The 23,391-nt window shown below is 73.2% G+C and carries 25 protein-coding genes and 1 tRNA gene; 10 read left to right on the plus strand and 16 right to left on the minus strand.

Translation table 11 applies throughout. The annotated features are described in order from the left end of the window. Positions 1 to 150 precede the first annotated feature (150 nt). From OHA37_RS30965 to OHA37_RS30975, 3 genes are all read right to left on the minus strand, one after another. Positions 151 to 795 carry a hypothetical protein gene (locus OHA37_RS30965; RefSeq protein WP_266910042.1) on the minus strand — a complete coding sequence of 215 codons (645 nt, stop codon included), beginning with the start codon at positions 793 to 795 and terminating at the stop codon, positions 151 to 153. Between the two features lie 152 nt (positions 796 to 947). Then, entirely contained in the window at positions 948 to 2,363 is a 1,416-nt protein-coding gene (locus OHA37_RS30970) for a serine-threonine protein kinase (RefSeq protein ID WP_266910044.1), read from the minus strand. A gap of 82 nt (positions 2,364 to 2,445) precedes the next feature. Further along, entirely contained in the window at positions 2,446 to 3,717 is a 1,272-nt protein-coding gene (locus tag OHA37_RS30975; RefSeq protein ID WP_266910046.1) for an exo-beta-N-acetylmuramidase NamZ family protein, read from the minus strand. 132 nt (positions 3,718 to 3,849) lie between these two features. Here OHA37_RS30975 and OHA37_RS30980 point away from each other — a divergent pair, with 132 nt between their 5' ends. From OHA37_RS30980 to OHA37_RS30990, 3 genes are all read left to right on the plus strand, one after another. Next, a complete protein-coding gene (locus tag OHA37_RS30980) occupies positions 3,850 to 4,614 on the plus strand; it encodes an SDR family oxidoreductase (RefSeq protein WP_266910048.1) in 765 nt (254 codons plus the stop codon). Continuing rightward, positions 4,611 to 6,293: a class I adenylate-forming enzyme family protein gene (locus tag OHA37_RS30985; RefSeq protein ID WP_443046236.1), complete on the plus strand. Its 1,683-nt coding sequence runs from the start codon at positions 4,611 to 4,613 to the stop codon at positions 6,291 to 6,293. The genes OHA37_RS30980 and OHA37_RS30985 overlap by 4 nt, the downstream gene beginning before the upstream one ends. 64 nt (positions 6,294 to 6,357) lie before the next feature. After that, on the plus strand, positions 6,358 to 6,966 hold the full coding sequence (locus OHA37_RS30990) for a TetR/AcrR family transcriptional regulator (protein ID WP_266910052.1): 609 nt from the start codon (positions 6,358 to 6,360) through the stop codon (positions 6,964 to 6,966). Here OHA37_RS30990 and OHA37_RS30995 read toward each other — a convergent pair. After that, positions 6,905 to 8,077 (minus strand): alkene reductase, encoded by a 1,173-nt coding sequence (locus tag OHA37_RS30995; RefSeq protein WP_266910054.1) that lies wholly within the window; start codon positions 8,075 to 8,077, stop codon positions 6,905 to 6,907. The two genes, OHA37_RS30990 and OHA37_RS30995, sit on opposite strands and share 62 nt — an antisense overlap. Positions 8,078 to 8,139: 62 nt before the next feature. On the opposite strand from OHA37_RS30995, the gene OHA37_RS31000 reads away from it, so the two are divergent. After that, positions 8,140 to 8,544: a MerR family transcriptional regulator gene (locus OHA37_RS31000; RefSeq protein ID WP_266910056.1), complete on the plus strand. Its 405-nt coding sequence runs from the start codon at positions 8,140 to 8,142 to the stop codon at positions 8,542 to 8,544. Here OHA37_RS31000 and OHA37_RS31005 read toward each other — a convergent pair. The 8 genes from OHA37_RS31005 to OHA37_RS31040 all read right to left on the minus strand — a co-directional run bounded on the left by OHA37_RS31005 (position 8,541) and on the right by OHA37_RS31040 (position 14,506). Next, positions 8,541 to 9,176, minus strand: coding sequence for an acetate uptake transporter (locus OHA37_RS31005; RefSeq protein WP_266910058.1), 636 nt, complete (start codon positions 9,174 to 9,176; stop codon positions 8,541 to 8,543). The two genes, OHA37_RS31000 and OHA37_RS31005, sit on opposite strands and share 4 nt — an antisense overlap. A gap of 119 nt (positions 9,177 to 9,295) precedes the next feature. Next, entirely contained in the window at positions 9,296 to 10,516 is a 1,221-nt protein-coding gene (locus tag OHA37_RS31010) for an acyl-CoA dehydrogenase family protein (protein ID WP_266910060.1), read from the minus strand. A gap of 8 nt (positions 10,517 to 10,524) precedes the next feature. Beyond that, complete coding sequence (locus OHA37_RS31015) at positions 10,525 to 11,613, minus strand: phosphotransferase family protein (RefSeq protein ID WP_266910062.1); 1,089 nt, start codon at positions 11,611 to 11,613, stop codon at positions 10,525 to 10,527. A gap of 129 nt (positions 11,614 to 11,742) precedes the next feature. Then, positions 11,743 to 12,654 (minus strand): MBL fold metallo-hydrolase, encoded by a 912-nt coding sequence (locus OHA37_RS31020; protein WP_266910064.1) that lies wholly within the window; start codon positions 12,652 to 12,654, stop codon positions 11,743 to 11,745. Positions 12,655 to 12,823: 169 nt separating this feature from the next. After that, the gene (locus OHA37_RS31025) at positions 12,824 to 13,126 is read right to left on the minus strand and encodes a hypothetical protein (RefSeq protein ID WP_266910066.1); all 303 of its coding nucleotides are present in this window, start codon (positions 13,124 to 13,126) and stop codon (positions 12,824 to 12,826) included. A gap of 93 nt (positions 13,127 to 13,219) precedes the next feature. Then, on the minus strand, positions 13,220 to 13,564 hold the full coding sequence (locus OHA37_RS31030) for a DUF202 domain-containing protein (protein ID WP_266910068.1): 345 nt from the start codon (positions 13,562 to 13,564) through the stop codon (positions 13,220 to 13,222). Beyond that, a complete protein-coding gene (locus OHA37_RS31035; protein WP_266910070.1) occupies positions 13,561 to 13,959 on the minus strand; it encodes a YidH family protein in 399 nt (132 codons plus the stop codon). The genes OHA37_RS31030 and OHA37_RS31035 overlap by 4 nt, the downstream gene beginning before the upstream one ends. A gap of 4 nt (positions 13,960 to 13,963) precedes the next feature. Further along, positions 13,964 to 14,506, minus strand: coding sequence for an NUDIX hydrolase (locus OHA37_RS31040; RefSeq protein ID WP_266910072.1), 543 nt, complete (start codon positions 14,504 to 14,506; stop codon positions 13,964 to 13,966). 82 nt (positions 14,507 to 14,588) lie between these two features. Here OHA37_RS31040 and OHA37_RS31045 point away from each other — a divergent pair, with 82 nt between their 5' ends. Beyond that, positions 14,589 to 16,244, plus strand: a complete 1,656-nt coding sequence (locus tag OHA37_RS31045) for an FAD-binding dehydrogenase (RefSeq protein ID WP_266910074.1) — start codon at positions 14,589 to 14,591, stop codon at positions 16,242 to 16,244. Between the two features lie 22 nt (positions 16,245 to 16,266). Here the strand turns inward: OHA37_RS31045 and OHA37_RS31050 are convergent, their stop codons facing one another. Next, positions 16,267 to 16,698 carry an ASCH domain-containing protein gene (locus OHA37_RS31050; RefSeq protein WP_266910076.1) on the minus strand — a complete coding sequence of 144 codons (432 nt, stop codon included), beginning with the start codon at positions 16,696 to 16,698 and terminating at the stop codon, positions 16,267 to 16,269. A gap of 228 nt (positions 16,699 to 16,926) precedes the next feature. On the opposite strand from OHA37_RS31050, the gene OHA37_RS31055 reads away from it, so the two are divergent. Both OHA37_RS31055 and OHA37_RS31060 read left to right on the plus strand, forming a co-directional pair. After that, entirely contained in the window at positions 16,927 to 17,874 is a 948-nt protein-coding gene (locus OHA37_RS31055; RefSeq protein ID WP_266910078.1) for a hypothetical protein, read from the plus strand. 146 nt (positions 17,875 to 18,020) lie between these two features. Further along, positions 18,021 to 19,598 (plus strand): APC family permease, encoded by a 1,578-nt coding sequence (locus tag OHA37_RS31060; RefSeq protein ID WP_266910080.1) that lies wholly within the window; start codon positions 18,021 to 18,023, stop codon positions 19,596 to 19,598. A gap of 79 nt (positions 19,599 to 19,677) precedes the next feature. Here the strand turns inward: OHA37_RS31060 and OHA37_RS31065 are convergent, their stop codons facing one another. Together OHA37_RS31065 and OHA37_RS31070 are read right to left on the minus strand one after the other, a co-directional pair. Next, positions 19,678 to 20,037, minus strand: coding sequence for a zinc ribbon domain-containing protein YjdM (locus OHA37_RS31065; RefSeq protein WP_266910082.1), 360 nt, complete (start codon positions 20,035 to 20,037; stop codon positions 19,678 to 19,680). Between the two features lie 91 nt (positions 20,038 to 20,128). After that, positions 20,129 to 20,216, minus strand: a tRNA-Leu gene (locus OHA37_RS31070). Positions 20,217 to 20,384: 168 nt separating this feature from the next. Here OHA37_RS31070 and OHA37_RS31075 point away from each other — a divergent pair. The 3 genes from OHA37_RS31075 (at position 20,385) to OHA37_RS31085 (ending at position 23,148) form a co-directional block, all read left to right on the plus strand. Then, entirely contained in the window at positions 20,385 to 21,710 is a 1,326-nt protein-coding gene (locus OHA37_RS31075; protein ID WP_266910084.1) for a M20/M25/M40 family metallo-hydrolase, read from the plus strand. Between the two features lie 167 nt (positions 21,711 to 21,877). Next, entirely contained in the window at positions 21,878 to 22,111 is a 234-nt protein-coding gene (chpH, locus tag OHA37_RS31080; RefSeq protein ID WP_250740333.1) for a chaplin ChpH, read from the plus strand. A gap of 176 nt (positions 22,112 to 22,287) precedes the next feature. Continuing rightward, a complete protein-coding gene (locus OHA37_RS31085; protein ID WP_266910088.1) occupies positions 22,288 to 23,148 on the plus strand; it encodes a chaplin in 861 nt (286 codons plus the stop codon). Positions 23,149 to 23,186: 38 nt separating this feature from the next. On the opposite strand, the gene OHA37_RS31090 is transcribed toward OHA37_RS31085, so the two are convergent. Then, positions 23,187 to 23,375, minus strand: a complete 189-nt coding sequence (locus OHA37_RS31090) for a DUF5703 family protein (protein ID WP_250740335.1) — start codon at positions 23,373 to 23,375, stop codon at positions 23,187 to 23,189. Positions 23,376 to 23,391 lie beyond the last annotated feature (16 nt).

Raw genomic sequence — 23,391 nt, forward strand, 5'->3', positions numbered from 1 at the left:
TCGGCCCCGCGGGCCCGGGTCTCCGCCGGACGGACTCCGGCCCCGGCCCTGGTCGCCCGGACCGCGCCGGGTCCTGCCCGGAACGTGCGGACTCCGTCGGCGCCGACTCCCGGACCTTCGCCGCCGCCCCCGCCTCCATGCCCGCCCCGCTCACGCCGCCCCCGCCAGATCGGCCCCCTGGAGCGCCGCGTCCGCGAGCGCCGGTCTGGGCACCACGATCCCGCAGCCCGCGCACACCGGACCGTCCCACGCCCAGGCGGCCCCGGCCGCAGTACCGCCGGGCCCGCCGCCGGGCGCGCTCACCCCGGCTCCGGCGGCAACCGCCGCCACCGGCACCGGCCAGTGCAACTCCCGGGCCCCGCACACCGGACACCCCGTCCCCGGCTCCGACTCCAGTGCCTCCACCAGCCGTCTGAGCACCTCGCCCAGCGCCCCCTGCGGCCGTACCCCCGGATCGGCGCACCGCACCACCGCGTCCCCGCTGCCGCTCCACGCCCACTCGGGCCGGCGCAGCCCGTCGTGCTTCTCGCGCCGCCGGCGCTCCGCGAACTGCCGCTCGTACTCCAGCCAGACCGCCCGCGCCTCCTCCAGCTCCTCCAGCGCGGCCACCAGCCGCGACGGGTCCGCCGCCCGGTCCTCGGGGCCGATCCCGTGCCGGTCGCACAGGTGCCACCAGGTCGCGCGGTGCCCGTAGGGGGCGAACCGCTCCAGGCAGCGGCGCAGCGAGTGGCGCCGCAGGGCCCCGTCGTTGCGTGCGTCGCGCACCTGATGGGCCAGACTCCGGAATCCCGCCATCACACCTTCACCTCCGCCGAGCGCCCAGCACCGGGCGCCGTGCCCGCCGCGCTGTGTTCCCCACAGGACCGGCGCCGTGTGCCCAACATGCCCGGCCTGGTGCGGGCGCATGCGGGGGCGGTCGAGGCGTACGGGTGGCACATGGCCAAAACTCAGCGCCCCATGCGCCCCGCGAGCACCACCAGCCGGGCCAGCTCCTCGTGGCAGATGTCGCTGTGCGCCCCCGAGGGGGCCCCGCCGCGGCGGACCACGGAGCCCGCGTCCACGCTCACGCAGCCCGTGGCGGGCAGGCCGCCCCGCAGCGCCGCGTCCAGCGTCAGCCGCGGGGCTCCGGGCACCCCCCGCACCCCGTCGTGCCCGATCGCGCCCCACCGCTCGTCGAAACCGAGCAGACCGGCCGAATCGCCGGCCATCCGGGAGGCCAGCGGGTAGAAGACCTTGAGGGAGGAGTCGTAGGAGGAGTGGCAGGCGGTCAGCGGCCCGTCGACCCGGTCCTGCAGTCCGCGCAGGGCGCCCCCGCGCCCCCGGTCGTGCGGCAGGCTGTCGGCGAACGCGTAGTGGGAGAAGGCTCCTTGGAGGACGGTCAGGGACTTCACGTTCCGCGCCCCGGACGGCAGCCCGCGCAGCGAGAAGGAGACCACCCGGCCGCCGAAGCTGTGTCCGATGAGGTGCACGCGCAGGGCCGGACGGCGGCCGGCCAGCTCCGCCAGCAGCGGCCCCAGGCCGTGCTCGCCGACCACCCCGGCCCGCGCCTTCATCTGGTAGTACGTGGCCTGCCGCAGCACCTCCTTGGCGCCGTTCCACAGCGTCCGCATGCCGCCGCCCGCCGAGAAGCCGGGGGAGGAGTCGGCCGAGGAACCGGCCGAGGAGCCGGGGGAGCCGCCGGCGCCCGCCCCGCCCCCGGGGAACGTGGCGCCCGCCTCGGCCAGGGCGTCAGTGAACTCCCGGCACACCCGCAGGACGTCCCCGCTGAGGAAGTCCGGCACCTCGCGCGGGGCGAAGGCCGCCGCCAGATCGTCGCCCGTGCCCACCCCGTCGACCCCGGCCAGCTCCCGTACGAGCGCGCCGAACTCGGTGAAGTCGCCCTCTCGCGTGGGCCGTTCCTCCAGCAGCTCGGCGATCCGGTCCAGCTCCGCCGCCCGGCCCGGCCAGAAGGCGCCGAGGGACCGCCGGGTGGCCGGGTCCAGGGCCGTTCCGTGGCCCGGCTCCGCGGCACCCACCACGGCGCCCTCCACCGCGCCCCGGGCGTCGAAGTCGGGTATCGGCTCGTCCGAGAAGCGGATCGAGGGCCACACCACCCCCACGTACCCCAGCCGCACCCCGGTCCCCACCAGATCCGCGAAGGGGGCGTAGAACCGGTCGAAGAGCCGGATCGCGGTGGACCGGTCGGAGTTCCATCCGTGGGCGAAGACCAGCAGGTCCGTGGCCTCGATCCCGAAGACCGCCTCCCGCGCGCCCGGGCCCGCGTCGCCCTGCGCGTCGAAGGTCAGCTCCACGTACGGCCGGGCCCCGATCCCCGCCGCCGTCCCCGTCGCCCTCGCAGGCACCGTCCCGCCGATGTGCACCATGACGCCCCCCTCCACGCCGTGTCCCTGTTCCGCAGCATCCTGCGGAACGGGCCGCCCGGCCAGCCCCTGCGCGCCCACCGGTTCACGGATACAGCAGGTACTCCTCCCGTACCGCCGCGAACCCCGCCAGCCCCGCCGCCCAGTCGCCCGCGATCTCCTCCACGCCCGCCCCCGCGTCGACCATCCGCCGGACCCGGTCCGAGCCCGTCAGCCGGTCGATCCACTGGTCGGAGCGCCACGCGAAGCCGCTCCACACCCGCCGCGCGGTGACCAGCAGCCCGATCCCGGCCCGTACCGGATCGAAGGCCTCCCGGTCGTGGACGAGCAGCCGGACCCCGCCGCAGGTCTTCCCGGCGTGCTTGGAGAAGGAAGGCGTGAAATAGGCCTCCCGGAACCACACGCCGGGCAGCTCCAGCGCGTTCGCCACCTCCGCCCACCGCCGGTCCACGCCCTCGGCGCCGACCAGCTCGAAGGGGGTGGTGGTACCGCGCCCCTCCGACAGGTTCGTCCCCTCGAACAGGCAGGTCCCGGCGTACGCCAGGGCCGTGCCCGGCGTCGGCATGTTCGGGCTCGGCGGCACCCAGGGCAGCCCGGTCTCCTCGAAGAAGGACTCCCGCCGCCATCCCGCCATCCGCACCACCTCCAGCCGCGGGGCGGCGCCGGCTCCCCGGAGGAACTCGCCCGCGAAGAGCCCGGCCAGTTCGCCCGCCGTCATCCCGTGCGCCAGTGCGATCGGCTCCCGGCCCACGAAGCTCGCGTACGGGCGCTGCAGGACGGGCCCGGCCGCCCGCCGGGCGCCGACCGGGTTGGGGCGGTCCAGCACCACCACCGCCTTGCCGGCGAGGGCGGCCGCGCGCATGCAGTCGTAGAGGGTCCAGATGTAGGTGTAGAAGCGGGCGCCGACGTCCTGGATGTCGAAGACGACGGTGTCGACGCCGGCCGCCGTGAAGACGTCCGCGAGCCGCTGCCCGCTCTTGTCGTACGTGTCGTACACGGGCAGCCCGGTCGCCGGATCCCGCCCGGCCCCCTCCGAACCGCCCGCCTGGGCGGTGCCCCGGAAGCCGTGCTCGGGGCCGAACACCGCAACCAGGTCCACGCGCTCGTCCGCGTGCAGTACGTCGACCAGGTGGCGGGCGTCCGCGGTGACCCCCGTCGGGTTGGTGACCACCCCGACCCGCTGCCCGGCCAGTACCGCGTACCCGTCCGCGGCGAGCCGCTCGAATCCGGTCCGCACCCGGCCGCCGGGCGCGCCCACCGGCTGCGTTCCCGGGGGTCCCGGGGCTCCCGCCCCCAGGGCGCCCGCGGCGCCCGCCGCCCCGGCCAGACCCAGCAACCCGCGTCGCGACAGCGTCATCGCGCCAAAGTAGGGCTCCGCACCCTTCCACTCGCACATACCGACTGGTTAGTCTGCCCCGTGATCCGGCAGGCGGCTCAGCCGCACAGGGCGCCGAGGCACCCGAGGCACCACCACACGAAGGGCTGACCCGTGAACGCGTTCCAGGACCAGCGAGTCGTCGTCACCGGCGCGGGCGGCGGCATCGGAGCCGCCCTCGCCCACCGCTTCGCCGCCGAGGGGGCGACCGTCGCGGTCAACGACCTCGACCCCGCCAAGGCGGCCTCCGTCGCCGAGGCGATCGGCGCCCGCGCCGTCGCGGTGCCCGGCGACGCCTCGACCGTGGCCGCGCAGGCCCGCGAGGCGCTCGGCGGCACCGTGGACGTCTACTGCGCCAACGCGGGCCTCGCCTCCGGCGGAGACGCCTTCGCCGACGAGGCCGTCTGGGAGGCGGCCTGGGACACCAACGTCATGGCCCACGTCCGCGCCGCCCGGCTGCTGCTGCCCGACTGGCTGGAGCGCGGGAGCGGCCGGTTCGTGTCCACCGTCTCGGCCGCAGGGCTGCTGACCATGATCGGAGCCGCCCCGTACAGTGTCACCAAGCACGGCGCGCTCGCCTTCGCGGAATGGCTCTCGCTGACCTACCGCCACCGCGGGCTCCAGGTCCACGCCATCTGCCCGCAGGGGGTCCGGACCGACATGCTCACCGCCTCCGGATCGGCGGGCGAGCTGGTCCTCGCGCCGACCGCGATCGAGCCGGAAGCGGTCGCGGACGCACTGTTCGACGGCATGGAGAAGGGCCGGTTCTTGATCCTCCCGCACCCCGAGGTCGCGGACTTCTACGCGGCCCGCGCCACCGAGCCGGACCGCTGGCTGAGCGGCATGAACCACCTCCAGCGCAAGTGGGAAGCCCGGTGAGCGCCGCGGCCACGACGCCCCCGCCCTCCCGCTACGCCACCAAGCCCTGGGTCGGCCTGCTCAGCCCGGCCCAGCGGGCCCCGATCGCACCGCCGCCCAGCGTGCTGCACGCCTTCCGCGCCGCCGTCGCCCGCGCCCCCGGCCGCACCGCGCTCGCCTACTTCGACGGCCGCCTCACCTACGCCGAGGCCGACGCGCTCTCCGACTCCCTCGCCGGCCACCTCGCCGCCGACGGCATCCGCCGCGGGGACCGGGTCGCCGTCATGCTCCAGAACACCCCGCACTTCGTCCTCGCCGTCCTGGCCGCCTGGAAGGCCGGGGCGGTCGTGGTCCCGCTCAACCCCATGTACAAGTCCGGCGAGGTCGGCCACATCCTGCGCGACTCCGGGGCCGCCGCCCTGGTCTGCGAGGCCGGCGCCTGGTCCGCGTACCTGCGCGGGGCCATGCGGGGCACCGCCGTGCGCACCGTCCTGACCGCCTGCGACCTGGACTTCCAGACCCGCGACGACGTACGGGTCCTCGCGCCGGGCCGCCCGGAGCAGGCGGCCGACGCGGCCGACCTCCACACCGTGGCCCACCGAGGCCACCCCGCCCCGCCCGCTCCGGAGCTCAAGGCCGCCGACACCGCCCTCATCAGCTACACCTCCGGCACCAGCGGCACCCCCAAGGGCGCCATGAACCCGCACGGCGCCCTCACCCACAACGCCATGCGCCAGGTGACCGGCCACCCCCTCCCCGAAGGCTCCGGCTACTTCGCGCTCGCCCCGCTCTTCCACATCACCGGCATGGTGTGCGAGCTCGCAGCCTGCTTCACCAACGCCGGCACCCTGGTCCTCGCCCACCGCTTCGACGCCGGAGCCGTCCTCGACGCCTTCCTCGAACACCGCCCCGCCTACACCGTGGGCCCGGCCACCGCCTTCATGGCGCTCGCCGCCCACCCCGGAGCCACCCGGGACCACTTCGCCTCCTTCCAGGTGGTCTCCTCCGGCGGCGCCCCCCTGCCGCCCGCCCTGGTCGAACGCCTCCGCGCCGCCTACGGGTTCTACCTGCGCAACGGCTACGGCCTCACCGAGTGCACCGCCCCCTGCGCCTCCGTGCCCGTCCACCACGAAGCCCCCGTGGACCCGGCCTCGGGCACCCTCTCCGTGGGCGTGCCCGGCGCCGACACCCTCGTACGGATCCTCGACGAGAGCGGCGCCGAGGTCCCCTTCGGGGAGACCGGGGAGATAGCCGTACGCGGACCACAGGTCGTCCCCGGCTACTGGGGCCTGCTCGCCGACACGGCCAAGGCCTTCCCGGACGGCGAACTGCGCACCGGAGACGTCGGGTTCATGGATCCCGAGGGCTGGCTCTACGTGGTCGACCGCAAGAAGGACATGATCAACGCCTCCGGCTTCAAGGTCTGGCCGCGCGAGGTCGAGGACGTGCTCTACACCCACCCCGCCGTGCGCGAGGCGGCCGTCGTCGGCATCCCCGACCCCTACCGCGGGGAGAGCGTGAAGGCCTACGTCAGCCTGCGCCCCGGGACCGCGGCCGACCCGGCGGAACTGTCCGCGTACTGCGCCGAGCGCCTCGCCGCGTACAAATACCCGCGCCGGGTGGAGATCCTGCCTGTCCTTCCGAAGACGACCAGTGGCAAGATCCTGCGACGGGAACTGCGCGACCGCGACCACGGCTGAAAACGGCCGGACCGCGGCCGCACGGAACCCCACCAGAGAGCACCACGAAAGGGAGGCGACAGCCATGGCCGCCAAGACCACGACGGAGACCGTCGGGGCGCACGAGGCCCCGGTACCGCGCCGGCTGCTCGCCGTCGCGACCAGGCTGTTCGCCGAGCGGGGCTACGACCGCACCTCGGTCCAGGAGATCGTCGAGGCGGCCGGGGTCACCAAGGGCGCGCTCTACCACTACTTCGGATCCAAGGACGACCTGCTGCACGAGGTGTACGCGCGCATGCTGCGGCTCCAGCAGCAGCGCCTCGACGCGGTGGCCGGTTCCGACGCGCCGGTGGAGGAGCGGCTGCGCGCCGCGGCCGCCGATGTCGTGGTCACCACGATCGAGAACCTGGACGACGCGGCGATCTTCTTCCGCTCCATGCACCAGCTCAGCCCGGAGAAGTTCAAGCAGGTCCGGGCGGAGCGCCGGCGCTACCACGAGCGGTTCCGCGCGCTGGTCGAAGAGGGCCAGCGCACCGGGGTCTTCTCCGACGCCACCCCGGCCGACCTGGTGGTGGACTACCACTTCGGCTCCGTCCACCACCTGTCGACCTGGTACCGCGAGGGCGGCCCGCTCACGCCGCAGCAGGTGGCCGACCACCTCGCGGACCTGCTGATGCGGGCACTGCGCCCGTAGCGGGCGCGGGGCGCAGCGCGGGGTAGTCGGTGTAGCCCTCCGGCCCGGACACGTACATCAGGAGCTCCGGGCGGAGCTCGTTGAGCGGTGCGCCGGTGCGCAGCCGCTCCACGAAGTCGGGGTTGGCGAGGAACCCCCGCCCGAGCGCCACCAGGTCGGCGCCCCCGGCCAGCAGCGCCCCGGCCCGCCGTTCGCCGCCGTCGGAGGCGACCTCCTCGTGGGACAGCCGGGGGTTGGCGATCAGGGTGCCGGGCCAGGCCGCGCGGATCTTCCGGAAGAGCGGCTGGTCCGGGTCGGCGTGGACCAGGTGCAGGTAGACCGGCCCGACCTCCGCCAGGGCCTCGACCAGGGCCGGGTAGATCTCCTCGGTGTCGCCCTCCTCGACGCCGTTGACCTCGACTCCGGGGGAGATCCGTACGCCGACCCGCTCGGGGCCGATCGCCTCGGCGACGGCCCGGACCACCTCGGTGGTGAACCGGATCCGGCCCGCCACCGACCCGCCCCACCCGTCCGTGCGCAGGTTGGTGTTCCGCGCCAGGAACTGGTGGAGCAGGTGGCCGTTGGCGGAGTGCACCTCCACCCCGGCGAAGCCCGCCTCCACGGCGTGGCGGGCCGCCTTCGCGAAGTCCGCGACGGTCGCCGCGATGTCCTCGGGCGTCATCTCCCGCGGGTCGACGGCCTCCCGGAGCCCGCCGGGGGTCTGCAGCGGTTCCGGGAAGCGCACCACCGAGGGCGCGAGCGGTACGTGCCCGCTGGTGTCGGGGTGCCCGACCCGGCCGCCGTGCTGCAGCTGGAGGAACATCCGCCCGCCGGCGGCCCGCACGGCGTCGGTGACGCGGCGCCAGCCGGCGATCTGCGACGGACTGTGGATGCCGGGGATGTTCGGGTAGGTCTGTCCGACGGCGCTCGGGGTGGTGCCCTCGGCGATGATCAGACCGGCCGAGGCGCGCTGGGCGTAGTAGGTGGCCATGAGGGTCCCGGGGACCCCGTCCGCCCCCGCCCGGTTGCGGGTCAGCGGCGCCATCACCAGGCGGCTGGGGAGCTCCAGGCCGCCGAGGCGGGCGGATTCGAAGAGACGGGATGCGGCGGGGACCTGCTGTGTCTGAGTCATGCCGGTACCGTAAAACCTGACGCTGATGTCAGATTCAAGTCGGGACCCGGGGTGGAGTGCACATGCGGATCGGGGAGTTGGCGGCGCGCACCGGGGTCAGCGAGCGTTCGCTGCGGTACTACGAGACGCAGGGACTGCTGGTCTCCGACCGGACGCCCGGCGGCCACCGCGACTACACGGAGCGGGCGGTGGACCGGGTCATCCGCATCCAGGAGCTCTACGCGGCCGGACTGCACAGCGCGAAGATCGGGCAGATCCTGCCCTGCATGCGCGATGCGGACGGCGGGCCGAACGTACGGGCCACGCCCGCGCTCGTCGCCGAGCTGAAAACGGAACGGGACCGGATCGACCGGCTGATCGCCGATCTGCTCCGGTCCCGCGAGGTGCTGGACGAGGTCATCGAGACGGCGGCGGGCCACCCCGCCGCCGCTGCCACCCCCGCACCGGTGGCCGTGGAGAGCTCCTAGCCGAGCGGTGCGACCTCGCGGCCCCAGGTCTCCTTGGCGACCACGGCGAAGGAGATGTACCAGGCGACGCCCGCGGTGAAGAGGCCGAGGAAGCCGCCGGTGTGGCCCAGCGCCGTGCTCTGCGCCAGGTCGCCGAGGGCGAGGAACAGGAAGGTCAGTGCCAGCGAGACGAACAGCACGCGGTGCGCGACGTCCAGCTTCATGGCGGCGATCGACATGTACGCGGTGAAGATGAACCAGGCCACGAGGAACCAGCCGGTCGCCACGTGCGCCTGGTCGGCCGGCAGCGTCGGGACGACGAACTTCACGTAGCCCGCGAAGGACATCCAGAACGCGCCGTACGAGACGAACGCCGTGGTCCCGAAGGTGTTGCCGCGGCGGAACTCCATGATGCCCGCGACGAACTGCGCGAGGCCGCCGTAGAACAGCGCCAGCGGCAGTACGACGGCACTGAGAGCGGCGTTCGAGATCAGCCCCGAGTTGAAGAGGCTGAGCACGAAGGTGGTGAGGGCGAACGCCGCCAGGCCGAGCGGGCCGGGGTTGGCGACCTTGACCGCCGGAGCCGCGGACGCGGTGACGGGGGAGGCCGTGGCGTGCGGCGCGGCGGCGGGGGCCAGGGTGGAGCTGGGCATGGCGAAGGGCACTTTCAGTGGGGGACATCCCGAATATATCGGACTTCCCCAGTGGTCTGGACCATTAAAGGTCCGCTCCCGCGGGACCGAAGTCCTCCGCCACGCCCGCCGGAGGTCCGCTAGCGGTACCGCTTCAGCTCCCGGTGCGCCAGCGAGCGCTGGTGCACCTCGTCCGGCCCGTCCGCCAGCCGCAGCGTCCGCGCCGCGGCCCACAGCTCCGCCAGCGGGAAGTCCTGGCTCACCCCGCCCGCGCCGTGCAGCTGCACCGCGTCGTCCAGGATCCGCACCACCGCCCGCGGGGTCGCGATCTTGATGGCCTGGATCTCGGTGTGCGCACCCCGGTTGCCGGCCGTGTCCATCAGCCAGGCCGTCTTCAGCACCAGCAGCCGCAGCTGCTCCACGGTGACCCGGGCGTCCGCGATCCAGTTCTGTACGACGCCCTGCGCGGCCAGCTCCTTGCCGAAGGCGGTACGGCCCACCGCGCGCCGGCACATCAGCTCGATGGCCCGCTCCGCCATGCCGATGAGCCGCATGCAGTGGTGGATCCGGCCCGGCCCGAGGCGGGCCTGGGCGATGGCGAAGCCGCCGCCCTCCTCGCCGATCAGGTTCTCCGCCGGCACCCGGGCCCCGTCGAAGACGACCTCGGCGTGGCCGCCGTGGTCGTGGTCCTCGTACCCGTACACGGTCATCGCGCGCCGGATCTCGACCCCCGGAGTGTCCCGGGGGACCAGGATCATGGACTGCTGGCGGCGCGGGTCGGCGCCCTCGGGGTCGGTCTTGCCCATGACGATGAAGATCTTGCAGTCCGGGTTCATGGCCCCGGAGATGAACCACTTGCGGCCCGTGATCACGTACTCGTCGCCGCTCGCGGAACGCTCGATCCGCGTCTCGATGTTCGTGGCGTCCGAGGAGGCCACCTCCGGCTCGGTCATCGCGAACGCGGACCGGATCTCCCCGGCCAGCAGCGGCTCCAGCCACTGCTTCTTCTGCTCCTCGTTCCCGAACTGCGAGAGCAGCTCCATGTTCCCGGTGTCCGGAGCCGCGCAGTTCGTCGCGGTCGGCGCCAGGTGCGGGCTGCGGCCGGTGATCTCGGCGAGCGGGGCGTACTGGAGGTTGGTCAGCCCGGCGCCGTGCTCCGCGTTGGGCAAGAAGAGGTTCCAGAGTCCCTGGCGGCGCGCTTCGGCCTTCAGTTCACCGAACACGGCCGGGGTGTCCCAGGGCGAGGCCAGCCGTGCGCGCTGCTCGGCGGCGACGGCTTCCGCCGGGTAGACGTACTCGTCCATGAACGAAAGGAGCCGTCCGCGGAGTTCCTCGGTGCGGGCGTCGAATGCGAAATCCATGGGGTTCCTCAGCCTTCGTGCGGTTGCCGGAGTGTGGTGAGACCGTGCTCGATGAAGACCGGGACCAGCTCGCCGATCCGGTCGAAGCCCGAGCCGACGGTCTGCCCGAGCGTGAAGCGGTAGTGGATGCCTTCGAGGATCACCGCGAGCTTGAACCAGGCGAAGGCCGTGTACCAGGCGACCTGTGAGGTGTCCCGGCCCGAGCGGGCCGCGTACCGCTCGATCAGCTCGGCGGGCGCCGGATGGCCGGGGGCCGCGCTGGTCGTGCTGACCGGGGAGTCGGTCAGGCCCAGGTCGGAGCTGTACATCACCAGCAGCCCGAGGTCCGTCAGCGGATCGCCGAGCGTGGACATCTCCCAGTCCAGCACTGCCCGGATCCGGTCGTCGGAGCCGCCGATCAGCACGTTGTCGAGCCGGAAGTCCCCGTGCACCACCGTGGGCGCGGGGGAGTCGGGCAGGGCCCGCCCGAGGGCGCCGTGCAGTTCGTCGATGCCGGCGAGCTCCCGCCCCCGGGAGGCCGCGAGCTGCTTGCCCCAGCGGCGCAGCTGCCGGTCCAGGAAGCCCTCGGGCCGCCCGAAATCGCCCAGGCCCATCGCCTCCGGGTCCACCGCGTGCAGGTCGACCAGGGTGTCCACCAGGCCCAGCACCGCGCGCCGGGTCCGCTCGGGGCCGAGCGCGGCGAGCTGCTCGGCCGTCCGGAACGGCACCCCGTCCACGTACTCCATCACGTAGAACGGCGCCCCCAGCACGGCCTCGTCCTCGCACAGCAGCAGCGGCTCGGGCACCGGCACGGCGGTGCCGTGCAGCGCCGCGATCACCCGGTGCTCGCGCCGCATGTCGTGCGCGGTGGCCAGTACGTGCCCCAGCGGCGGCCGGCGCACCACCCACTGTGAGCTCCCGTCACCCACCTCGTACGTGAGGTTGGAGCGGCCGCCCTCGATCAGCCGGCCGGTCAGCGGCCCGGCCACCAGGCCCGGCCGGGCCCGGTCGAGATGGTCCCGCAGGCGCTCCAGATCGAGGCCTCGCGGGCCGGAGGGGGCTGCGGAGGGGGCCGCAGAGCGATCCGGTGCGGGGGCCGGGTCCGGGGCTGAGGTCATGGTGCGCGCCTCCGTAAGGAGTTGACGACGACAGAACGATCGCGACCCATGATGCCGACCAGTCGGTATGCCGTCCAGTGCATGAGCCGAAGCCGTCTCCGGCCCGCCCCGTCCGCAGGGCCCCGCCCGTCAGGCGTGGCAGAGGATCGGCGTCCCGCCGTTCATCACCGTCATGTCCCGCAACACCGCCAGAATGTCCAGCGCGGCCCCCTCGGGCTCGCCGTCCAGTTCCGCGTAGGCCCGGTGCAGGTTGGCCACCAGCCGCTCGCTCTCCCGCCAGGCGCCGAACTCCCCGAGGTCGGCCTCCCGGGCCGCCTCCAGCGGGGTCAGCCCCTTCGCACGGCCCTCCCGGGCCAGCTCGGCCACGTACCGCAGATAGCGCTCGGTGGCCTCGTACGCGCCGGGGTCCGTCAGTGGCCCGTGTCCCGGTACGACCGTCTCCGCGCCGAGCGAGCGCAGCAGCTCCAGCGCCCGCAGCGAACCGGCCAGCGAGCCCATCGCCAGGAACGGCGTGCCCTCCGCGAAGACCAGGTCGCCGGTGAAGACGATCCGCTGCCCGGGCAGCCACACGATGGAATCGCCCGTGGTGTGCGCGACGCCCGGGTGGATGACCCGCACCTCGGTCTCCCCGACGTGCAGGGTCATGCGGTCGCCGTAGGTCAGATCGGGAGCGGTGATGTCCACGGCGCCGAAGTCGGTCGCCGGCCAGATCAGCTCCAGCTGGCGCCCGGCGGCGAGCTGCTCGGACCGCGCGTTCTCGTGCCCCAGGATCAGCGCCTCCGGGGCGAACACGCCGTTGCCGTAGGTGTGGTCACCGTGGTGGTGGGTGTTGACCACCGTGCGGGGGAGCGGCGCCCCGGCGGCCAGTACCGCCGCGCGCAGGGCCAGCGCCCGCCGCTCGGTGGCCGCCGTGTCGACGAGCAGCGTCCGGCCGCCGTCGGTCACGAAGCCGGCGTTGTTGAGGCACCAGCCGCCGTCCGGCTGCACGTAGGCGTACACCCCGGGCGCGGGCTGGACGAGGTACGGGTCTTCGGCGGGCATCCGCGCTCTCCCCGGGTCGCTGTGACGGGCCTTCGGCATCCTGCCAGTCACGGCGGCCCGGGGGGAGGGGAACTCCGTCAGTGGGCGCCTCGGCGGCCGTCAGCGGTCGTCGGCGCCCGCCGGCAGCCGCAGGCGGCCGCCAGCAGCCGCCAGCAGCCATCAGTGCTCGTCAGTGATCGTCGTAGTGGCCGTCGTGCTCCGCGTGCCGGTGCCCGTCGTGCAGGAAGTCGACGTGGTCCCCGTGCGGGACGGAGTCGTGACCGCAGTCCGTGCCGTGGGCGTGCTCGTGGGCCGTGTGCGGGGCGTGCCCGGCGGGCTCGCATTCGTCCCAGTGTCCGGAGTGCTCGCGGTGCAGATGGCCGTCGTGCGCGTAGTCGACGTGGTCGCCGTGCTCGACCGCCCGGTGGCCGCAGTCCGGACCGTGGGCGTGGGCGTGCTCCTGGGCGGGGTGTTCCTGGTGCAGGGTCGTCATGGGGCCGACGCTAGTGCGGAAAGGCACTGATCGCCCGTTCTGTCCGCTGCGTGCCCTGGGTGGCGGGACAAGGCGGACCATCGGTTCATCGGCTCACCCGATGAGCGCGATCGCGAACACCGCCAGGCCCACCGTGCACGCCGTCGCCGCCAGCGCCGCACCCGCCGAGAGCCCGGCCGGCCGCGCCGCCGCCAGCTCCCGCACCCGCCGGTGCGCCACCCCCATGAACGCCAGCCAGAACAGCGCGATCACCGCGACCCCGGCGACCGCCACCGGGGAGCCGCCCGCCGCGTTCAGCGCCTGGCGCAGCGCCAGTACGGCCACCACCGCGCACGACAGCGTCGTACGCCGCCACGCGAGCCGGGTCCGCTCGGGCTGCAGCCCCGCGTCACGGCCCTCGGGACCCTCGCGGTCGGCGGCGTCGGCCGGGGAGCTCACCGCCCCTTCGTCCAGCCCAGCAGGACGACCACCACCATCGCCACCGCGACCAGCCCCACCCCCAGGCTCAGCACCACCGGGAACCGGGACATCGGCAGGTCCTCGCCGCGCCGCATGGCCCGCTCGCACCGCACCCAGTGGTTCACCGCGCGCAGGGAACAGGCCGCGCCCACCGCGAGCAGCGCGATGGCCATCCCCACGCGCACCGCCCACCGCAGGTCGGGCAGGAACTGGTCCACGGCGAACCCGCCGCCGATCAGGGCCAGGGCGGTCCTGATCCAGGCCAGGAAGGTCCGCTCGTTGGCCAGCGAGAAGCGGTAGTCGGGGGTCTCGCCCTCGTCCCGTACCCGAGCCGGCGCGAACCACAGCCGCACGTCCTTGACGAAGTCGATCACCAGCTCAATCTACTGGCGCCCCGGTCCGCCTGCGCTCCGAGCGGAACTCCAGCAGCCTGCGGTACGCATCCAGCCCGTCCGGCACCCACGGCCAGGAGCCGTCCGCGACCCGCCGCGCCACCTCCTCCTCGGAGAGCCACGCGTGCCAGGCCACCTCCGAGGCCTGCGGCCGGACCGGCAGCTCGCAGCGCACCTCGTGCACGTAGCTCCACCAGGCCCCGCCCGGACCCTCGTGCAGGAACTTGAACAGCGGATCGGGCTGCTCCAGACCCGTCACCCCCAGCTCCTCCTCGGCCTCCCGCAGGGCCGCCCCCGCGTAGCTCTCGCCCGCGCCGACCACCCCGCCCACGAACATGTCGTAGTTCGAGGGGAAGACCAGCTTCGAAGCCGTCCGCCGGTGCGTGAAGATCCGCCCCCGCCCGTCCCGGGCCAGCACGAAGACGCAGCGGTGGATCAGCCCGGCCGCGTACACCTCGCCCCGCGTCGCGCGCCCCGTCACCCGGTCCTCCCGGTCCACCACGTCCAGTACCTCGTCGGCCGCGCTCATACGGTGATCCCTCCGCTCCTGTTGACTGGTTACCGCTCCGTAGCAAAGGATCGCCCCACCACCGACGGAGGACGGGTTCCACATGACGTACGACGCAGACGTGATCGTGATCGGGGCCGGGCTCGCGGGCCTCGTGGCCACCGCCGAGCTCGTCGACGCCGGCCGCAAGGTCATCCTGCTCGACCAGGAGCCGGAGCAGTCCATGGGCGGCCAGGCCCACTGGTCCTTCGGCGGCCTGTTCTTCGTCGACTCGCCGGAGCAGCGCCGCATGCGGATCAAGGACACCCGCGAGCTGGCCCTCCAGGACTGGGCCGGCACCGCCGGCTTCGACCGCGAGGAGGACGCCTGGCCGCGCCGCTGGGCCGAGGCCTACGTGGACTTCGCGGCCGGCGAGAAGCGCCCCTGGCTGCACGCCCAGGGCGTCCGCTTCTTCCCCGTCGTCGGCTGGGCGGAGCGCGGCGGCTACGACGCGAACGGCCACGGCAACTCCGTCCCCCGCTTCCACATCACCTGGGGCACCGGCCCCGGCCTGGTGGAGCCCTTCGAGCGGCGGGTACGGGCCGGGGTGGCCCGCGGACTGGTCCAGCTGAAGTTCCGCCACCGGGTCACCGGGCTCTCCCGTACGGCGGGCACCCTGGACACCGTGACCGGTGAGGTCCTGGCCCCCTCCGGCGCCGTACGCGGCACCCCGAGCGGCCGCGAGGCCACCGGGGAGTTCTCCCTGCGCGCCCAGGCCGTGATCGTGACCAGCGGCGGCATCGGCGGCAACCACGACCTCGTACGGGCCCAGTGGCCGGCCCGCCTGGGCACCCCGCCCGCGCGGCTGCTCTCCGGGGTCCCGGCCCACGTGGACGGCCTGATGCTGGGCATCGCGGAAGGGGCGGGCGCCAGCCACATCAACAAGGACCGGATGTGGCACTACACCGAGGGCATCGAGAACTGGGACCCGATCTGGGCCAAGCACGGCATCCGCATCCTGCCCGGCCCGTCCTCGCTCTGGCTCGACGCCACCGGCAAGCGGCTGCCCGTACCGCTCTTCCCGGGCTTCGACACCCTCGGCACGCTCGACCACATCATGAAGACCGGCCACGACCACACCTGGTTCGTCCTCAACCAGCGCATCATCGGCAAGGAGTTCGGACTCTCCGGCTCCGAGCAGAACCCGGACCTGACGGGCAAGTCGGTCCGCGGGGTCATCGACCGGGCGCGCCAGGCCGTCCCCGGACCGGTGCAGGCCTTCATGGACAACGGCGCCGACTTCGTCGTCGAGAAGGACCTCTCCGCGCTGGTGCGCGGCATGAACGCGATCACCAAGGACGGGCTCCTCGACGAGGAGACCGTCCGCCGCGAGATCGTCGCCCGCGACCGGGAGATCGCCAACCCCTTCACCAAGGACCTCCAGGTCACGGCGATCCACGGCGCCCGCAAGTACCTCGGCGACAAACTGATCCGCACCGCCGCCCCGCACCGCATCCTGGACCCCGCGGCGGGCCCGCTGATCGCCGTCCGGCTCTCGATCCTGACCCGCAAGTCCCTGGGCGGCCTGGAGACCGACCTCTCCTCCCGCGTCCTGACCGCCACGGGAGAACCCCTCCCGGGCCTCTACGCGGCGGGCGAGGCGGCCGGCTTCGGCGGCGGCGGCGTCCACGGCTACCGGGCCCTGGAAGGCACCTTCCTCGGCGGCTGCATCTTCTCGGGCCGCGCGGCGGGCCGCGCCGCGTCCGCGGCCGTCTCCTGACCCCGGCACCTGCCCCTGCCCCCTAGGGCAGGGGCAGGCGGGTCACCAGGCGGAACCGCTCCGCCACGACGGGGGTGTCGTCGTCGACCGTGAAGTGCGGGTCGCCGATGGCCTCCCGCATCTGCGGGCCGTGCCAGAACTCCTCGTGACCGGAGCGCCATTCGGCCACGGACGTGAATCCCTCGCCCTCGTCCAGCGCGTGCCGAAGCCCCACGTCCGCCAGCCGCAGCACCTGTACGTCCGTCACTTCCAGGACACCCACCGGACGCTCGGCGGAGTCCACGATCACCATCATCTCGCCCGCCACCGGCAGCGGGTCCCCCGCCGCCTCGTAGTCGGCGAGGACTCCCGTGGTCGTGGTCTTGGCGCCACTCAGGACCGCCGCCACCAGCAGATCGCGCAGCGGCCCGGGAAAGGCGAACTCGATGGGCGGGAGATCTTCGTAGGCCGTCATGGATCCCACCCTACGGTCCTGCGCGCGAGCCGGCCCGAACAGGGGCGCGCCCTGCCGACAACCTGCCACGAACCGGAACAACCACGTCAACTCACCTGTCGAAAAGACCAGTTGAAACTAGCCACGCAGTGGACTGGACCTTGACGCGGAGCTGTGCGTACCGCTTTGCTGTGCGTGATCTTCCGGCCACACCGTCCAACTGCCCGCGTCCTGGAGGGAATCCCGCGGATGCCGCCCCCTCCGCCGCCCCTCGGCCGCGCCCGCAAGCGGGACGCCCAGCTCTTCGACTCCGCCCTCTGCGACACGGAACTCGTCGACGTCCGCGCACAGTTCACCCAGGGCCGCTGGGCCAAGGCGCGCACCCTGCTCGTCGCCACCGGTGACGACTGGGACCGCCGCGGGCACCGCCTCGTCGTCCTCGCCGAAACCCCGGCCGCCACCGCGTGGGCGCGCGAGTGGCTGCTCGCCGAACCGGAGAGCGCCGACGCCGTCACCCTCCTCGCCTGCGCGGCCGTCTTCGCCGCCCTGCGCCGCAAGGGCACCCCCGAGGCCGCCGAGGAGGCCTGCCGCCGCGCCGCGGTCCTGCTCCCGGCCGACCCCACCCCCTGGCTCGGCCTGCTGCTCCTCACCCGCGCCTTCGGCACCGAAGAGGAGTTCAGCCGCCACTTCGACCAGGTCCGGGCCCGCCACCGCGAACACCACCACGCCCACCACCTGATGGTCTCCCGGCTGGCCGAGCGGGCCCCCGCCGCAGGCCGCGACCCGCTCCACGAGGTCTACGACTTCGCCGCCTGGGCCGCCGAGGAATCCCCGGCCGACTCCCCGCTCGCCGTCCTCCCCGTCATCGCCCACGCCGAGCGCTACCGCGTCCTCGCCGCCGGACAGGGCCACGCCCCCGACGCCGGGGTCGAGCACTGGTCCGGCCGCCGCGCCCGGCAGGTGCTGCGCGCAGCCTTCGACTGGTGGCTGGAGTGGGAGCGCGAGGACCACCCCCGCAACCGGGTGGACCTCAACTTCCTCGCCCACGCCAAGCTCTGCGAGGGCCGCCCCGCCGAGGCCGCCGCCCTCTTCCAGCGCATCGGCAGCCACGCCACCCAGGCCCCGTGGTCCTACCCGGACCTCGACCCGCACAAGGCCTTCCTCGCCGCCCGCAGCGCCGCGCTCGGCACCGCCTGACCCCAGATCGGCCGACTCCACCCCGGTCGGCGCAGCCCGGCCAGTACCGCTCGGCCACGTACCGCCCAGCAAGTACCGCCCAGCAAGTACCGCTCAGCCGCTCAGCCAAGCACCGCTCCGTCCCCGCCCCGAAAGGACACCCCGCCATGCCGACGGGCAGATCCACCACGCTCACCGACCCGGCCGGCCAGGCCGAGATCCGTACGTACAAGGGCCAGGACCGCGCCCTGCGCGCCGATCGCCTCGGCACCGCCGGCCTGCTGCTCTCCGTGCTCGCCGCGAGCGCGCCCCTGATGGTCGTCGCGGGCGTCATGCCCACCACCTTCGGGGTCATGGGCATCGTCGGACAGCCCCTGCTGTTCGTGATCCTCGGCGCCGTCCTCGCCCTCTTCAGCGTCGGTTACGCCGAGATGAGCCGGCACGTCCACAACGCCGGCGCCTTCTACGCCTACATCGCGCGCGGGCTCGGCCCCACCGCCGGAGCCGGTGCCTCGTTCGTCGCCCTCGTCGCCTACAGCGCCATGCAGGTCGGCGTCTACGGCATCCTCGGCTTCGAGATCTCCGGCCTCTTCGCCACCTACCTCGACACCGAACTCGCCTGGTGGATACCGGCCCTGGCCGCCGTCGCCCTCACCGGCGCACTCGGCTGGCTCAAGATCGACCTCAACGCCAAGGTCCTCGGCGTCCTCCTGCTCATCGAGGTCCTCCTCGTCGTCGTCTTCGACGTCGCCGCCCTCGGCAAGCCCGGCCCCGAGGGCCTCTCGCTGCACGCCTTCAACCCCGAGACCCTCACCGGCGCGGGCCTCGGCACCGCCCTGTGCTTCTGCATCGCCGCCTTCGTCGGCTTCGAGCAGTCCCCGGTCTACGCCGAGGAGACCAGCAAGCCGCACATCGTGGTCTCCCGGGTGATGTTCCTCGCCGTGGGCTTCGTCGCCCTCTTCTTCGCCCTCAGCGCCTGGGCCCTCAGCGTCGCCACCGGCCCCGGCGAGGTGGTCAAGGCCTCCGCCGAGGCCGGACCCGGCCTGCTCTTCCAGCTCACCGAGAGCCGCCTGGGCGCCACCTTCACCGACGTCCTGCACATCCTCTTCGTGACCGGCATGTTCGCGGCGATGCTCAGCTTCCACAACGTCGTCTCCCGCTACGCCTTCGCCATGGGCCGCGAGGGCCTGCTCCCGGCCGCCTTCGGCCGCACCAACGCGGGCACCGGCGCGCCCGCCACCGGCTCGCTCCTGCAGACCGTGATCTCCGTCGTGGTCGTCCTGGCCTTCGCCTTCACCGACGACACCCCGGCCGGCGACCCCACCGTGCCCGTCCTGCACCTGTTCACCTGGATGGGCAGCGTCGGCGCCCTCGGCGTGACCCTCCTCATGGCCACCGCCTCCTTCGCGGTCATCGCCTTCTTCGTCCGCCGCGGCACCGCCGGCGCCCAGCTCTGGCGGCTCGCCGCGGCGGGCCTCGCCGGCCTCGCGCTGCTCGCCATCGCCGTCTACACGGTCAAGGACTTCGGCGTCCTGGTCGGCGCCGAGGAGGGCTCCGCGCTGAGCTGGGCCCTGCCAGGCATCATCGCCGCCGCCGCCGTCGTGGGCCTGGCGTACGGCCTCTTCCTGCGCTCCGGCCGCCCCGCGGTGCACGCCCGCATCGGCCTGGGCAACGAGGCCTTCCGCCTCGACCAGGCGGCGGAGTCGGAGCCGGCCGGGGCCGCGATCCCGGCCCCGCGCGACTGACCCCGTACGGGACGCACGAAGAGGGGCCCCGCCGCGGCGGGGCCCCTTCTCGTCGTTACCTCGCGCGTGACAGCGCAGCTCAGGCCTTCTTGACCACGCTGGACTTCAGCTGCATGGCCCCGAAGCCGTCGATCTTGCAGTCGATGTCGTGCCCGTCGACCCCGTCGATGAGCCGGATGTTGCGCACCTTGGTGCCGGCCTTGATCCCCGAGGGGCTGCCCTTGACCTTGAGCGCCTTGACGACGGTCACGGTGTCGCCGTCGTTCAGCACGTTCCCGACGGCGTCCTTCACGACCTGCTCGCCGGCGTCCCCACCGCTCTCGGCGTCGCTCTCGGCGGGCACCCACTCGTGACCGCACTCGGGGCACACCACGAGCGCGTTCATCTCGTAGGTGTACTCGCAGGAACATTTCGGACAAGGGGGAAGATTCTCGTTCACCGGCACAGAATATCCCGAACCGGACCCGCGCGGCCCGCCACGCGATGCTCCCCCAAACGCAGAAAACCCCACGTGAAGTGGGGTTTTCGCTTGGTGTCCGAGGGGGGACTTGAACCCCCACGCCCGATAAAGGGCACTAGCACCTCAAGCTAGCGCGTCTGCCATTCCGCCACCCGGACAAGGTGTCTGTCTCGCGTCCCTCGCGGGCCGTTCCGACGTGGAAAACATTACCAAACATTCCGGGGTCCTCGATCACACCCCCCGGCGGCCGGGGATCGCCCTTGGGAGAAGCGGCCCGGAGGGCGAGGATGGAGTCAGTTCGGTACTGATCAGTGGGAGGAAGCAGCGTGAGCGAATCGGGCGCGGGCAGGACCGTCTCCGGCGAGGACGAGGTCGTCGACCTCTGCCGGGACCTCATCCGGATCGACACCAGCAACTACGGGGACCACTCCGGGCCCGGCGAACGCAAGGCGGCCGAGTGGGTCGCCGAGCAGCTCGCCGAGGTCGGGCTGGAGCCGCAGATCTTCGAATCGCACAAGGGGCGCGCCTCGACCGTGGCGCGGATCGAGGGTGAGGACCCCTCCCGGCCGGCCCTGTTGATCCACGGGCACACCGACGTGGTCCCGGCCAACGCGGCCGACTGGACCTACGACCCCTTCGCGGGCGAGATCGCGGACGGCTGCGTGTGGGGCCGCGGCGCGGTCGACATGAAGGACATGGACGCGATGACGCTGGCCGTCGTACGCGACCGCATGCGCAGCGGCCGCAAGCCCCCGCGCGACATCGTGCTGGCCTTCCTCGCCGACGAGGAGGCGGGCGGCACCTACGGCGCCCGGTACCTCGTCGACAAGCACCCCGACCTCTTCGAGGGGGTGACGGAGGCGATCGGCGAGGTCGGCGGCTTCTCCTTCACCGTGAACGAGAACCTGCGGCTGTACCTGGTGGAGACCGCCCAGAAGGGCATGCACTGGATGCGCCTGACGGTGGAGGGCACCGCAGGCCACGGGTCCATGACCAACAACGACAACGCCATCACGGAGCTCTGCGAGGCCGTGGGGCGCCTGGGCCGCCACACCTGGCCCGTACGGGTCACCAAGACCGTCCGGCACTTCCTGGACGAGCTCTCGGACGCGCTGGGCACCCCGCTCGACCCGGACGACATGGACGCCACGCTCGCCAAGCTCGGCGGCATCGCCAAGATGGTCGGCGCGACCCTGCGCAACTCCGCCGCCCCGACCATGCTCGGCGCCGGCTACAAGGTCAACGTCATCCCCGGCCAGGCCACCGCCCACGTGGACGGCCGCTTCCTGCCGGGCTACGAGGACGAGTTCTTCGCCGACCTCGACCGGATCCTCGGGCCGCGCGTGAAGCGCGAGGACGTCCACGCGGACAAGGCGCTGGAGACGGCTTTCGACGGCAAGCTCGTGGACGCCATGCAGACCGCCCTGAAGGCGCACGACCCGATCGCCCGCGCGGTCCCGTACATGCTCTCCGGCGGTACGGACGCGAAGTCCTTCGACGACCTCGGCATCCGCTGCTTCGGCTTCGCCCCGCTCCAGCTTCCGCCGGAGCTGGACTTCGCCGGCATGTTCCACGGGGTGGACGAGCGGGTGCCGGTGGAGGGTCTGAAGTTCGGCGTGCGGGTGCTCGACCGGTTCATCGACGAGTCCTGAGGGGGCACGGGCGCAACGGGGCGTAGCTAACGCCCGGGAATCGGGAAGGTGTGCGGAAACCACTGAGAAGAGTGAATGCACTCATACGCTCGTAGCCCCGGTGATCCCTCCTCGTTACAGGTGGTGCGGTCCGCGGCTGGGACCGCGCTTGCCTACTAGGAGGAACAATGCTCAAGAAGGTTGCCGCCGCTGCGGCTGTCACCGGTGGTCTGGTTCTCGCGGGTGCGGGTCTGGCTGTCGCCGACGCGGGTGCGCAGGGTGCGGCCATCGGCTCGCCCGGTGTCCTGTCCGGCAACGTCGTCCAGGTTCCGGTCCACGTTCCCGTGAACGTCTGCGGTAACACGATCTCCGTGATCGGTCTGCTGAACCCGGCTTTCGGCAACACCTGCGTCAACGCCTGACGTTTCTGAAGTTCTCGGCCCCGGAGCGCATTCCAGCGCTCCGGGGCTGCCGGGTTTTGAGGGCCCGATGACGATCTTTCGGCGTGCCGGGCGGGGGAGCCTGTGCGGCCCGTGCGCCGACCGGGCGTGCACGTGTGTGAGCGTGCACGACGCACACACCAGGGGATGAAGTACAGATGCGACGACAGGTACAGGTCACCGGCAGGAAGACCTTGATCACCATGGCGGCCGCGGGGGGTCTGCTCGCGCTCGGAGGGGGCTACGCACACGCGGACTCCGGCGCCGGGGGCCGCGCCGCACACTCACCGGGACTGCTGTCCGGGAACGCCCTCGAGGCACCCGTGGACGCGCCGCTGAACGCCTGCGGGAACACGGTGACGGTGGTGGGGGCCCTGAACCCGGCCTTCGGAAACCGCTGCGCGAACCTTCCGGACCGGTCCGGACACCCGCAGCACCCACAACACCCGCAACATCCGCAGCACCCCCAGCACCCGGACCACCCGGGTGACCCGCACGAACCGTGCGACGAGGACACCGGCCCGGGGCACCCGGAACACCCGGACGGGCCCGGGGACCACGGCAACCCGGGCGGGCCCGGGGGCCACGGCAACCCGGGCGGGCCCGGGGGCCACGAGAACCCCGGCGGTCCGGGCGACCAGGGCAACCCGGGCGGTCCGGGCGACCAGGGCAACCCCGGCGGCTCTGGGGACAACGGCAATCCGGACGGGCCCGGGAACCACGGCAACCCCGGTGGGCCCGGCGACGATGACAACCCCGGCGGTCCGGGCACTCCCGGGGGCCCGGGTGCCGGGCAGCAGCCCGGGACTCCCGCCGGACCCGGCACCGGATCGGTGACCCCGGTGACGCACCCCGCCCAGGGGACCGGCACCGGTACCGGCATCGGAAACGGTTCAACCCCGGCCGGGGGACTCGCCGCCACCGGCTCCGGTGACGTCATCACCGCCGGAGTACCCCTGGCCGCGGGCATGTTGCTGGCCGGCGCCGTGCTCTACCGCCGGGCACGCAGCGCGGCCTGACGGTTCCTCGGGACGCGGGCCCCGCCCCGGGGTTCGCGTCACCAGGTCGCGCGGACCTGACGGATGATCCGGCGGCGCAGTCGCACACGGCGACTGCCGTCCCGAAGCAGGGTCAGCCGGTCGAGCTCCCAATGCCCGTACTCGGCGTGTTCGGTCAGCAGGCGGGTCGTTTCCTGACGTGGAACCCCGCGGGGCACGTACAGGTCGACGAATTCGTATTCCGACATCGCATCCATTCTGCTC

It is taken from the genome of Streptomyces sp. NBC_00335, from assembly GCF_036127095.1.
Classification (GTDB): Bacteria; Actinomycetota; Actinomycetes; order Streptomycetales; family Streptomycetaceae; genus Streptomyces.

Bases quoted from the DNA above. Each gene is read 5' to 3' on its own strand.
- OHA37_RS31055 (WP_266910078.1), top strand. From the start codon at position 16,927: ATGCCGCCCCCTCCGCCGCCCCTCGGCCGCGCCCGCAAGCGGGACGCC.
- OHA37_RS31020 (WP_266910064.1), bottom strand. From the start codon at position 12,654: ATGCCCGCCGAAGACCCGTACCTCGTCCAGCCCGCGCCCGGGGTGTAC.
- OHA37_RS31085 (WP_266910088.1), top strand. From the start codon at position 22,288: ATGCGACGACAGGTACAGGTCACCGGCAGGAAGACCTTGATCACCATG.
- OHA37_RS31005 (WP_266910058.1), bottom strand. From the start codon at position 9,176: ATGCCCAGCTCCACCCTGGCCCCCGCCGCCGCGCCGCACGCCACGGCC.
- OHA37_RS31015 (WP_266910062.1), bottom strand. From the start codon at position 11,613: ATGACCTCAGCCCCGGACCCGGCCCCCGCACCGGATCGCTCTGCGGCC.
- OHA37_RS30990 (WP_266910052.1), top strand. From the start codon at position 6,358: ATGGCCGCCAAGACCACGACGGAGACCGTCGGGGCGCACGAGGCCCCG.
- OHA37_RS30970 (WP_266910044.1), bottom strand. From the start codon at position 2,363: ATGGTGCACATCGGCGGGACGGTGCCTGCGAGGGCGACGGGGACGGCG.
- OHA37_RS31000 (WP_266910056.1), top strand. From the start codon at position 8,140: ATGCGGATCGGGGAGTTGGCGGCGCGCACCGGGGTCAGCGAGCGTTCG.
- OHA37_RS31090 (WP_250740335.1), bottom strand. From the start codon at position 23,375: ATGTCGGAATACGAATTCGTCGACCTGTACGTGCCCCGCGGGGTTCCA.
- OHA37_RS31040 (WP_266910072.1), bottom strand. From the start codon at position 14,506: ATGAGCGCGGCCGACGAGGTACTGGACGTGGTGGACCGGGAGGACCGG.
- OHA37_RS31045 (WP_266910074.1), top strand. From the start codon at position 14,589: ATGACGTACGACGCAGACGTGATCGTGATCGGGGCCGGGCTCGCGGGC.
- OHA37_RS31060 (WP_266910080.1), top strand. From the start codon at position 18,021: ATGCCGACGGGCAGATCCACCACGCTCACCGACCCGGCCGGCCAGGCC.
- OHA37_RS31010 (WP_266910060.1), bottom strand. From the start codon at position 10,516: ATGGATTTCGCATTCGACGCCCGCACCGAGGAACTCCGCGGACGGCTC.
- OHA37_RS30995 (WP_266910054.1), bottom strand. From the start codon at position 8,077: ATGACTCAGACACAGCAGGTCCCCGCCGCATCCCGTCTCTTCGAATCC.
- chpH (WP_250740333.1), top strand. From the start codon at position 21,878: ATGCTCAAGAAGGTTGCCGCCGCTGCGGCTGTCACCGGTGGTCTGGTT.
- OHA37_RS30965 (WP_266910042.1), bottom strand. From the start codon at position 795: ATGGCGGGATTCCGGAGTCTGGCCCATCAGGTGCGCGACGCACGCAAC.
- OHA37_RS30975 (WP_266910046.1), bottom strand. From the start codon at position 3,717: ATGACGCTGTCGCGACGCGGGTTGCTGGGTCTGGCCGGGGCGGCGGGC.
- OHA37_RS31025 (WP_266910066.1), bottom strand. From the start codon at position 13,126: ATGACGACCCTGCACCAGGAACACCCCGCCCAGGAGCACGCCCACGCC.
- OHA37_RS31050 (WP_266910076.1), bottom strand. From the start codon at position 16,698: ATGACGGCCTACGAAGATCTCCCGCCCATCGAGTTCGCCTTTCCCGGG.